The organism is Vagococcus penaei, from assembly GCF_001998885.1.
In the GTDB taxonomy this organism is placed as follows: domain Bacteria; phylum Bacillota; class Bacilli; order Lactobacillales; family Vagococcaceae; genus Vagococcus; species Vagococcus penaei.
Genome location: NZ_CP019609.1, coordinates 910,231 through 921,990, shown reverse-complemented (window position 1 = coordinate 921,990; position 11,760 = coordinate 910,231). Strand labels below are relative to the sequence as shown.

Genomic DNA, 11,760 nt, shown 5'->3' with positions numbered 1-11,760 from the left:
GGACTATTGATAAAGGATCGGATGTAAGAGGAAGGATTTGATGACATAATGGTAGAAAAAAAACTAGTAGAATTCTTGGAAAATGGTGAGTTAACAAAATTTTTGGCACAGGTGACACCAAGTACTAAGGAAGTGACCAATCATAAAGGTCAGAGTGCATTAATGTTAGTAGTATTAGCCAATGATTTAGCTAAAGTGGCACAATTACTATCATTAGGACTTGATGCGAATCACCAAGATAATGGCGAACTTTCACCATTTATTGCAGCTGCAGCCAATGGGTTCAGTGATATTTTTTCACTTATGGTGACCTATCAACCTGATTTAACCCAAGTCAATCGCTTTGGTGGTACAGCGTTATTACCGTCAAGTGAAAAAGGGTTTATTGAGGTTGTTCAAACAGCCTTAGAAGCAGGTGTTCCTGTGAATCATGTGAATCGTTTAGGTTGGACAGCTATTCAAGAAGCAGTAATTTTGGGTGACGGTGGGTACCTATATCAAGATATCATTGAAGAATTAAGTCACTATGGGGCAACGTATCACCACCAAGATTACACTAAGCGAACAGTTGTAGATTATGCGTTGCTCTTGAAACAGTTGGAAGTCTATGACGGACTCATGGCATTAACTCCTGAAACGCAATGGACACTAGTTAAGCAGTTATTACGCCAAAAAAAATATCGTGATGCCCTACATGTTGTTTCTTCATTACCAGACTCATTAAAAAAACGATATTATTTAGGTAGAATTTATGAGCAATTAAAAGAGTATGACTTAGCGAAAGATTATTATGAACAAGGGCTTCAAGAAGCAGTACAATTTGCATTTTATTTAGCTTTATTAATGCGTAAACAAGGAGCAGTTGAACCAGCGTTAGCCTATTTTGATTTAGGTATTGAACAAACAGACTCTGACTTCTTTAGCTACCATAAAGCAAACTATTTACGTGATTTAGGCCGACATCAAGAAGCGATTATTTTAATGGAACAGTTACTTGAAAAGCAACCAAAGCGTGTGGATTATTTATTCCATTTGGCTAATAGTTTGTCACAGTTAGGTCAGTTTGAAGCGGCAAGAACAACTCTTTTAAAAGCTGCAATCTTACAACCGGATAATCCATTATTTGTTGAGCAAGTGAAAAATATTGATGCACGCGATAAGTTAGTTAGTAAGTAACTTATTTTAAGATTGACTGATTATAAGTAAAAATAGTAGGAGTGAGTCTAAATGGCTATGTTTGGTCAAAAGGAATTTGATTGTTTTAAAATAGAGGGGCTAGAGGCACGTATGACAGCAATTAGAGCGTATATTCAGCCGCTTTTTCAAGAATTAGATGATTATTTTGTGGGACAACTAGCCCCTGAATTGGGTTCTATTCTACCAGTTCATATAGCACAACATCGTCGACGTACTGCTAATGCACCGGATTTTACTTGGAGTGCAATGGGTGGTGACCAACGTGGCTACAAAAAATATCCACATTTTCAATTGGGGATAACGGAAAATTACTTAGTTATGTGGTTATCATTCATTGATAATCCACAGTTTGAACAAGCAATGGCGGACGATTTTTTATTACATCCGGAGTTATTCACAGATTTAGAAGCAGATATGGTGATAAATTTGGATCACACCAAAAATACCTATGAGTTATTAACAGTGGATAACTTAAAAGCCGGTTTAACTCGTTGGCAAACAGTAAAAAAGGGTGAATTTCAAATTGGTCGGATAATTAAAAAAGAGAACCCATTGTTATCCACACCAGACTTAGCTCGCGAGTACATGTTGGAAACTTATCAACAATTGGTTCCTTTATACTTGCGAGCCATGCAAATTCGGCAAGATTCTTTAGCCATGCAATAAGGAATGCGAATTTTCAGTGAAAATTTTCTAACAGTTATGATATAATGTAACGGAATTCACTCAAAAAAGTTAATAGATAAATCTTAATTCAAGGAGGTAGTTTAAAAGTGGAGGAGAAAAAAACATTCTATATTACAACACCAATTTATTACCCAAGTGGCAAATTACATATTGGTAGTTCATATACAACGATTGCTTGTGATGCAATGGCTCGTTTTAAGCGATTGAAAGGGTTTGACGTATTTTATTTAACAGGTTTAGATGAGCATGGCCAAAAAATTGAACAAAAAGCAGCTGAGTTAGGGATTGATCCCCAAGATTATGTTGATAACATGGCAGCTGATGTCAAAAAATTGTGGAAATTGTTAGACATTGACTACACCAAATTTATTCGAACAACAGATGTCGCTCATAAAGAGTCGGTACAAAAGATTTTCCAAAAATTATTGGATCAAGATGATATTTATTTAGGTGAATACGAAGGTTGGTATTCTGTTTCTGATGAGGAGTATTTCACTGAAAATCAGTTAGCTGAAGTCTACCGAGATGAAAATGGTAAGGTGATTGGTGGGAAAGCACCTAGTGGGCATGAGGTCGAGTTAGTTAAAGAGCAAAGTTATTTCTTTAGAATGAGTAAATATGCTGACCGTCTTTTAGAGTATTATGAGACACATCCAGATTTTATTGAACCAGTATCACGTAAAAATGAAATGATTAATAACTTTATCAAACCTGGTTTAGAAGATTTAGCTGTTAGTCGAACATCATTTAGTTGGGGTATTCCAGTAAAAAGTGACCCACGTCATGTTGTTTATGTTTGGATTGATGCATTGTCTAATTATATTACTGCACTTGGTTATGGAACGGCTGATGATACAAACTTTAAAAAATATTGGCCAGCAGATGTCCATATGGTTGGAAAAGAAATCGTACGTTTCCATACTATTTATTGGCCGATTATGTTAATGGCTCTAGATTTACCATTACCAAAACAAATTTTTGCTCATGGTTGGTTAGTCATGAATGATGGCAAAATGTCAAAATCAAAAGGGAACGTTGTTTATCCGGAAATGCTAGTTAAGCGTTATGGTTTAGATGCATTACGTTATTACTTAATGCGTGCCATCCCATTTGGCTCTGATGGTGTCTTTACACCAGAGGATTTTGTGGCACGTGTCAATTATGATTTAGCCAATGATTTAGGTAACTTGTTGAACCGAACAGTTGCGATGATTAATAAATATTGTGGTGGGATTGTCCCAGCGTATGCTTCACAAGTCACACCATTTGATAGTGAGCTATCAACAACGGCAGCTGATATTATTGGTAAATATAATAAAGCGATGGAAAAAATGGAATTTAATATTGCTTTAAGTGAAATTTGGAAATTAATTTCACGTGCAAATAAATACATTGATGAAACTGAGCCTTGGGTTCTAGCAAAAGATGATGTTCGCAAAGCAGAATTAGATAGTGTGATGGTTCATTTAGCTGAAAGTTTACGTATTACAGCTATTCTACTGCAACCAATTATGACTGAAGCACCAAAAGAAATCTTTACGCAATTAGGTCTATCTGATGAGACTGTCTCAATGTTAGACATTCGTTTTGGTGAGTTTCCTTCTAACACTAAAATTATTAGCAAAGGTCAACCAATCTTCCCACGTTTAGATGTAGAAGAAGAAGTTGCTTATATTAAAGAACAAATGGCTCAAACAGTTGGTGGTGCTAAAGAAGAGAAAGTGTTTAATCCAGAAGAAACAACACTTGTATCAGTGAAAGAAAAGGCGATTAAATATGAAGACTTTGATAAAGTTGAATTAAAAGTAGCTGAAGTAATCGATTGTCGTAAAGTAAAAGATGCAGACAAATTACTCCAATTTTGTTTAGATGCGGGTGATGAAGGCTACCGTCAAATTTTATCAGGTATTGCAGAATTCTATCCTGAACCAACTGACTTAGTCGGTAAAAAAGTTTTAATTGTTGCTAACTTAAAACCGCGAAAAATGCGTGGCGAAGTTAGTCAGGGAATGATTTTATCAGCTGAATCTGAAGGGAAATTATATGTCGTTGAAGCGCCAAAAGGTGTGAAAAACGGATCGATTATAGCATAAATTGGTTGAAACGATTGAAAGGTCGAAAGTCTACTTTCAATCGTTTCTTTTGTGTTAAAATAAGTCATGATAAGGAGTGACAAAAAATGATATTTGATACACATACTCATTTAAATGTACCACAATTTGCTGATGATTTAGAGGCAGTGATTGAGCGCGCACGTGAATTAGATGTGACAGAGATGGCAGTTGTTGGTTTTGATACACCAACCATTGAAAAATCGTTAGCTTTAAGTCAACGTTATGCAACTATCTATAGTATTATCGGTTGGCATCCGACTGAGGCGGGAAGTTATACCCCAGAAGTAGAAAAAAAATTACAGCACTTATTACAAAGTGAAAAAGTCGTTGCGCTAGGAGAAATTGGACTGGATTACCATTGGATGGAGGACCCGAAAGATGTGCAAGAAAAAGTCTTTCGCCGTCAAATAGCTATTGCTAAAGAAATGAATTTACCAATAAGTATTCATACGCGTGATGCCATAGAAGATACCTATCGTATTTTAAAATCAGAAGGTGTTCATACTATTGGAGGTATTATGCATAGCTTTAGTGGTGATGATGAATGGGCTAAACGATTTTTGGATTTAGGAATGCATATTTCTTTTAGTGGTGTTGTTACGTTTAAAAAAGCGATAGACGTTCAAGCAGCTGCTAAAATAGTTCCATTAGATAAGTTATTAGTTGAGACCGATGCACCATATTTAGCCCCTGTTCCTTATCGTGGAAAACGAAATGAACCAGGTTATACACATTATGTTGTGGATAAGTTAGCTGAGTTATGCGAATCAAGTTATGAACAAATAGCTAACCAAACAAGAGAAAATGCCCATCGGTTATTTAGGTTAAATTAATGAAAAAAGACAAAATTCAAATTGAAGAGATTATTGTTGTTGAAGGAAAAGACGACACCAAACGTATCCAAGAAGTTGTAATTGCTGACACTATTGAGACAAATGGTTCGGCCATCAATCAAGAAACGCTTGAAAAAATTAGCCATGCTCAGACAATCCGTGGTGTGATTATCTTTACTGACCCAGATTTTTCAGGTGAAAAAATTCGTAAACAAGTGCAGGAAGCTGTCCCTCAAGCTAAACACGCTTTTATTAATCGCAAGAATAGTGTACCAAAGAAAAAAGGTGGGAGTTTAGGCGTGGAGCACGCGTCAGATGAGGTTATTTTAGATGCCTTGCGCTTAGTATCGACACCAACAACTGAGGTCTATCAATCAGATATCCCCACTGACTATTTGATTTATTCTGGTTTAATTGCAGGAAAACATGCACGAAAACGCCGTGAACAATTAGGTGATATCTTGCGTATCGGTTATACAAATGGCAAACAGTTACGTAAAAGGTTAGACATGTTTCAAATTGACTTGTCAACGTTACAGGACGCTCTGACACAAGTAATAATGGAGGAAAAAAATGACGGATTATCGTGATATTGCGACACCGAGTCGTACGAAACAAATACTAGAGGCACATGGCTTTTCATTTAAAAAAAGTCTGGGGCAAAATTTTTTAACGGAACCCAACATTTTACGGAACATCGCAGCTGCAGCTGACTTAACAGCAGCAGATAATGTTATTGAAGTAGGACCAGGTATCGGTGCTTTAACAGAACACTTGGCACGTTCTGCTGGTAAAGTCTTAGCATTTGAAATTGACCAACGATTAATACCAGTTTTAGAAGAAACAATGGCACCTTATGATAATGTGACGGTTATCAATCAAGATGTTTTAGAAGCTGATGTCACGACAACTGCTAGACAAGTTTTTGGTGAGTCGATGTCAGATGTCAAAGTGGTGGCTAATTTACCTTACTATATTACAACGCCAATTATGATGCACTTGTTACTATCGGATTTACCTGTTAGTACAATGGTTGTAATGATGCAAAAAGAAGTTGCTGATCGAATGACAGCCAAACCTAATACAAAAGCCTATGGGTCATTGTCGATTGCTGTACAATATTATATGCAAGCACAAGTTGCGTTTATTGTACCTAAAACAGCGTTTATTCCACAACCAAATGTTGATTCTGCAATTATTAAACTGACTCGTCGGACAACACCGGTAGTTGAAGTCGTCGATGAAAAATTCTTTTTCCAATTAACACGTTCGGCTTTTGCTCAACGACGGAAAACGTTATGGAATAATTTAACTAGTCATTTTGGTAAAACAGACGAAACGAAAGAGTGGTTACAATTATCGTTAGATGAAACAGAAATTGATCCTAAACGTCGTGGTGAGACCTTGAGCATTGAAGAATTTGGTCGATTAGCTAATGCACTATTAGCGAATAAAAAATAGTGTGCCAGAAAAAATGTTTGTTGACAACTCTGTTATAATAAGATATATTTGTTCAAAAGGTAACGGAGTTGAAAATTAAATGAAATCACAGTCAGTTAGTCAATTAACGTATGCAGCAATTTTAATTGCTTTAGGTATTATGATTCCCATGGTAATGCCAGTCAAAGTAGTCATTGGACCGGCATCTTTTACTTTAGCGAGTCATGTTCCTGTCTTTTTAGCAATGTTTGTCTCACCGAGTGTTGCGGCACTCGTCTCTTTAGGAACCGCATTTGGGTTTTTTATTACACTACCTGATCCAGTGATTGCCACTCGAGCACTCAGCCACATTATTTTTGCAGTCATTGGTGCTTGGTATTTACAAAAAAATCCTAAAGTGATTACTTCAACTAAAAAGTTTATGGCTTTTAACTTTGTTATGGGGTTGATCCATGTTGCAATGGAAATGCTCGTTGTTATGATTTTCTTTATGACTGGCGGTCTTTCTGCCGCAAGTTATACTGCTGGTTTTTATGTGACAGTTTTACTATTAGTCGGTGTCGGTGGATTTATCCATAGTTTAGTTGATGGTTGGCTAGCGTATTTTATTGGTCAAAGGATTGGCTACCGTTTCAAATTTCCGATTTTTATTAAAGCAAAATAAAAAATCAATCTAGTAGACAACATCGTCTATTAGATTGATTTTTTTATTTTTAGCGAATAACTAATTCAGTTTCCATATCAAAGAAATGGCTCTTATTTAAATTGAAAGCTAGTTCAATTGTTTCTCCTGGTATATAAGCCGAACGAGCATCAACTTTTGAAATAAATTCAGTATTAGCAGTTCGTGTATAAAGCATTGTTTCTGCCCCTAATAATTCAGCTACTACTACTTCTGACTGAACCAAACTGTGTGGTGAAGCATCTTTAACAATCTCTTCACTGTGGATATCTTCAGGACGAATACCAAAAATAATTGGTTTACCAACATAACCTTTTTCTCTTAAGACTTTGAATTTTCCTTCTGGAACTTCTAAGCGTAGGTTAGCATCATCAGTAATATAACCATCTTCACCTAATACAACATTGAAGAAGTTCATTGCTGGAGAACCAATAAAGCCAGCAACAAAGACATTAACAGGTGTATCATAAACTTCTTTTGGCGTACCAATTTGTTGGATGAAGCCGTCCTTCATAATAACAATCCGGTCAGCCATTGTCATCGCTTCTGTTTGGTCATGGGTAACGTAAATAGTTGTTGTTTCTAAACGACGATGCAATTTAGCAATTTCAGCACGCATCGCTACCCGTAATTTTGCATCTAAGTTGGATAACGGCTCATCCATTAGGAAAACTTTCGCATCACGAACGATTGCTCGACCTAAAGCCACACGTTGACGTTGACCACCAGATAAAGCAGCAGGTTTACGTTTTAAGTATTCAGTTAAGCCTAAAATATCAGCAGCATTATCCACACGTTTTTTGATTTCAGCTTTGTCATATTTACGTAATTTTAGACCAAATGCCATATTATCAAATACAGTCATATGTGGATATAAAGCGTAGTTTTGGAATACCATGGCGATATCACGATCTTTAGGTGCCACGTCATTTACAATACGGTCACCAATCCATAATTCACCTTCAGAAATATCTTCAAGACCTGCAATCATACGTAGTGTTGTTGATTTACCACAGCCAGAAGGGCCAACAAAGACAATAAATTCACGGTCAGCAATATCTAAATTAAAGTCTGTTACAGAGTAGTTTGGATTATTTTCGTATTTTTTATGAATGTGTTTTAAAGCGATTTCAACCATTATAATTCCTACTTTCTTCGTTTCATTTGATGACTATAGTATAATAGAAAGTGAACCAAACTAACAATGGGCAAAGTGCCACATTCAGTTCGGCACTTTTACAAAAACGCTTGCATAAGGAGGAATTTAAATGAAAGTTGCATTAATTGCACATGATAAAAAGAAAAAAGAAATGATTATTTTAGCTCAGAAATATGAGTCAGTATTAAAAAAATTAGAGTTGTTTGCGACTGGCACAACAGGAACGCAAATTATGGAGCACACAGATTTAAGTGTGCATCGTTTTAAATCAGGTCCACTTGGTGGTGACCAACAAATTGGAGCACGTGTATCTGAGCGTGAGATGGACATGGTAATTTTTTTAAGAGATCCTCTAACAGCACAGCCACATGAGCCAGATGTAAATGCTTTGATTCGTTTATGTGATGTCTATGAAATACCGTTAGCAACTAATCGTAGTACGGCAATTTTATTAATAAAAGAGCTTGCTTCATTATTAGGTGAGGACTAATTGTATTAAAAGAGCGTCAAAATTTGCTTAGCAGTAAGTAAATAAAGTAAGATAGGAGATGACTGATAAAAAGGTCATCTTTTTTGATTTTTATAATAAAGGACTGATTTTTTGAAGAAATATAATTATTTAATTTTTGATTTAGACAATACTCTATTAGACTTTAGTTTATCTGAAACCTATGCACTAAAAAAAATTTTTACAAAATATGGAGTCATCTATAATGATGAGACGGTTGCTCGTTATAAAGAAATCAACCACGGATTATGGAAAAAGCTTGAAGAAGGTACAATAAAAAAAGAAACATTGCTTAATACGCGATTTAAACTATTTTTTGAGACGCAAGGTGTTGCTGTAGATGGAGCACAAGCTGATGATACATATCGTCGTTTCTTAGAAGAGCGGGCAGATAGTATAGAAGATGCTCATATTGTGTTACAAACACTAAAGGACCAAGGTTATATAATATTGGCAGGAACGAATGGGATTGGTCGTACTCAGCGAGCTCGACTAGAGAACAATCTGATGATGAATTATTTCACAGAATTATTTATTTCAGAAGAAGTTGGCTTTGAAAAGCCTGATGTTCGTTTTTTTGACTATATTTTTAATCAAATGGGAATCACTGATTTATCAAGTGTTGTAATGATAGGTGACAGTTTATCTTCTGATATTTTAGGAGCAAACCGGTCAGGAATTGACGCAATTTGGTTTAATCCTGGGTATAACTACAACGAAATGACAAATTTGTCATGTTCAGAAATTAACAAACTAAAGGAATTGTTAGATGCGGTCTAAATTATAGAAATTATAATAAAAGATGTTATAATAAAACTAAGTTGCTATTACTTAAAGGAGGATACTAAAATGAAACAGTTGTATGTGAAAAAGATGTTGTTTGAAGATAAAGATATTGTGGTTTTAAATCGCAATGAAGAAGCTGAATATTACATGACATTAAATACAGTACCTGATGCGGTAAGTATTAATGTTTATAACATGACTAATGACCTAGTATCAACAATAGAATCAACTATTACTCCGAGTCAAATGGACGTCACTGTTTATACAAATAATATGGAAATTGCGACACTATCATATGTTGACGGTGAAAAAAATCATACTGGAAATCTAGTTGAAAAAAATGATTTAACCGTAATTGATGATTGGAAAAACTTTAAATTTGAATTGTTAAAAGGCTATCGTAAGGTATCAAAAGTTCGTCCAAAATGGATGCTTTGGGCACCGTCTTATGAATTAACTATTTTTGAAGAAGAGTATACAGATGCAAGTGTCGGTATGATTACTGGTATTGCGCTACTACAAGAACTTTCTGTGAATAGTGACTTTGCAAATGTGGTTATAGCTTAATAAAAAAAGTAAGTAAAAAAGTGATGACTCACTACACTGAGTCATCACTTTTTTATTTTGTAAATTGTGCTTGATATAATTGTTGATAAAATCCGTTTTGTTTTTTTAGTAAGTTATCGTGTGTACCTGTCTCAACAACTTGTCCTTGATCCATGACAATAATCAAATCTGCATTTTTAATTGTCGTTAAACGATGGGCAATAATAAAGCTAGTACGCCCAGTCATTAGTTTGGCCAAAGCGGATTGAATTAATTCATCGGTTAACGAGTCAATCGAGCTAGTCGCTTCATCTAAAATTAACATATTTGGTTGACTAATCATTGTTCGAGCAATTGTTAGTAGTTGTTCTTGTCCATCAGATAAGGATAAGTTTCCTTCACCAATAATAGTGTCCAGGCCATCTGGTAAGGATTTTATAAAGTGCTCAATAGAAGCATCCTCGCAAGATTTCTGGATTAAGTGCTCAGTTGCCGAAGGATTACCTAATGTTAAATTCTCACGAAGGGTCCCATGGAATAACCAAGTATCTTGTAAGACCATCCCAAATTGTTGTCGAAGTACATCTTTTGGAAGCTGATAAATGGACACACCATCTAATAAAATATCGCCAGAATCACAATCGTAAAAGCGAAGTAACAGATTAACTAGCGTTGATTTCCCAGCTCCAGTTTTTCCGACAATCGCAACGGTTTGTCCTGGTTTAACTGATAAATTAAAGTCAGTAATTAAGGGTCTCTCTGCTTGATAGCTAAAAGAAACATGTTGAAAGTCAACTTCCCCTATACAATTCTCTAATGTTTGTTGTCCTGTATTAATTTCTGGTTGTTCATTAAAGAGTTGATCAATACGTTTTAAACCAGCGAGTGCGGATTGAATTTGAGTCATCATTCCAGACAATTCAATTAACGGTTTAGAAAATTGGCCTGAATATAAAATAAAACTAGAGATAATACCAACAGACATTGTCGCTGAATTGGCTAAAATCAGTAGACCACCAATACTCCCAATGGCAACGTACCCTAAGTGATCAATAAAGCGTGAGAGTGGATTAGTCAATGATGAGATAAATTGAGCTCGTTGCCCAATTTTTTTTAGTTGTTGGTTTAGTTGATTGAATGTTGTTTCAACTTCTGCTTCATGACGATAGGCTTTGATTAGCTTTTGTTGGGGAATGACTTCTGAAATGTAGCCAGTTATTTCGCCTACTTTTTGTTGCTGATCAGCAAATGACTGTTGGCTATATTTTGCAATTAGCCAATTAGTTAAGGCCATTAAGATAGTCGATAGCAGAACAACACCTGTCAGTACAGGACTTAAAAAGAGCATCGCAATGAAAGAAATCAGAATGATGGTCAGACCAGAGAAGATACTGTTAAAAATTGTTAGCGTAGCATCCGAAATTAAATCTAAATCATTACTAAAACGACTCATAATATCCCCATGTGAGTGTTGATCAAAATAACGAATCGGTAACTTATTCACATGTGTAAAAGTCGCCTGGCGGAATTTAGCTGTGGATAAGTAAGCTACGCGATTTCCTAGACGTTGGATCATTAATTGCGAGAAGCTATTTGCTAAGGTCATTATTAGTAATAGAATCAGGATGGTACTCAGCTGATTGAACGCTACATGATGTTGTTGTGCCATGGTGTCAATTGCTTTCCCAATATAGAGCGTTGATAAGACGAGGATGGTTCCGTTAACGAGACCTAACCCCATCGCTAAAATCATAGCTAACTTATAATTGGTTAAGAAATGTAAATAGCGTGTCACATAATTTGGCATA

12 protein-coding genes are annotated in these 11,760 nt (G+C 35.7%); 10 read left to right on the top strand and 2 right to left on the bottom strand.

All coding sequences use genetic code 11. The annotated features are described in order from the left end of the window. Positions 1-48 precede the first annotated feature (48 nt). The 7 genes from BW732_RS04345 (at position 49) to BW732_RS04315 (ending at position 6,935) form a co-directional block, all read left to right on the top strand. Positions 49-1,176: an ankyrin repeat domain-containing protein gene (locus tag BW732_RS04345; protein ID WP_077275633.1), complete on the top strand. Its 1,128-nt coding sequence runs from the start codon at positions 49-51 to the stop codon at positions 1,174-1,176. Between the two features lie 51 nt (positions 1,177-1,227). Then, positions 1,228-1,863 (top strand): DUF1054 family protein, encoded by a 636-nt coding sequence (locus BW732_RS04340; protein ID WP_126844008.1) that lies wholly within the window; start codon positions 1,228-1,230, stop codon positions 1,861-1,863. Positions 1,864-1,970: 107 nt separating this feature from the next. Then, positions 1,971-3,977, top strand: coding sequence for a methionine--tRNA ligase (gene metG / locus BW732_RS04335; protein WP_077275632.1), 2,007 nt, complete (start codon positions 1,971-1,973; stop codon positions 3,975-3,977). An 86-nt stretch (positions 3,978-4,063) separates the two neighbouring features. Further along, entirely contained in the window at positions 4,064-4,831 is a 768-nt protein-coding gene (locus BW732_RS04330) for a TatD family hydrolase (RefSeq protein WP_077275631.1), read from the top strand. Continuing rightward, positions 4,831-5,421, top strand: coding sequence for a ribonuclease M5 (gene rnmV, locus BW732_RS04325; protein WP_077275630.1), 591 nt, complete (start codon positions 4,831-4,833; stop codon positions 5,419-5,421). Before BW732_RS04330 ends, rnmV begins: the two co-directional genes overlap by 1 nt. Beyond that, positions 5,405-6,292 carry a 16S rRNA (adenine(1518)-N(6)/adenine(1519)-N(6))-dimethyltransferase RsmA gene (gene rsmA / locus BW732_RS04320; RefSeq protein WP_077275629.1) on the top strand — a complete coding sequence of 296 codons (888 nt, stop codon included), beginning with the start codon at positions 5,405-5,407 and terminating at the stop codon, positions 6,290-6,292. Before rnmV ends, rsmA begins: the two co-directional genes overlap by 17 nt. Positions 6,293-6,371: 79 nt before the next feature. Continuing rightward, positions 6,372-6,935, top strand: a complete 564-nt coding sequence (locus BW732_RS04315) for a hypothetical protein (protein ID WP_077275628.1) — start codon at positions 6,372-6,374, stop codon at positions 6,933-6,935. 49 nt (positions 6,936-6,984) lie between these two features. Here BW732_RS04315 and BW732_RS04310 read toward each other — a convergent pair whose 3' ends face one another. After that, positions 6,985-8,091, bottom strand: coding sequence for an ABC transporter ATP-binding protein (locus BW732_RS04310; protein ID WP_077275627.1), 1,107 nt, complete (start codon positions 8,089-8,091; stop codon positions 6,985-6,987). 130 nt (positions 8,092-8,221) lie between these two features. Between BW732_RS04310 and BW732_RS04305 the strand changes: the two genes are divergently transcribed. The 3 genes from BW732_RS04305 (at position 8,222) to BW732_RS04295 (ending at position 9,973) form a co-directional block, all read left to right on the top strand. After that, on the top strand, positions 8,222-8,602 hold the full coding sequence (locus BW732_RS04305) for a methylglyoxal synthase (protein WP_077275626.1): 381 nt from the start codon (positions 8,222-8,224) through the stop codon (positions 8,600-8,602). Positions 8,603-8,713: 111 nt separating this feature from the next. Next, positions 8,714-9,400 carry a YjjG family noncanonical pyrimidine nucleotidase gene (locus BW732_RS04300; protein WP_077275625.1) on the top strand — a complete coding sequence of 229 codons (687 nt, stop codon included), beginning with the start codon at positions 8,714-8,716 and terminating at the stop codon, positions 9,398-9,400. A gap of 69 nt (positions 9,401-9,469) precedes the next feature. Further along, entirely contained in the window at positions 9,470-9,973 is a 504-nt protein-coding gene (locus tag BW732_RS04295; protein WP_077275624.1) for an LURP-one-related/scramblase family protein, read from the top strand. A 52-nt stretch (positions 9,974-10,025) separates the two neighbouring features. Here BW732_RS04295 and BW732_RS04290 read toward each other — a convergent pair whose 3' ends face one another. Continuing rightward, positions 10,026-11,759 carry an ABC transporter ATP-binding protein gene (locus tag BW732_RS04290; protein WP_077275623.1) on the bottom strand — a complete coding sequence of 578 codons (1,734 nt, stop codon included), beginning with the start codon at positions 11,757-11,759 and terminating at the stop codon, positions 10,026-10,028. Position 11,760 lies beyond the last annotated feature (1 nt).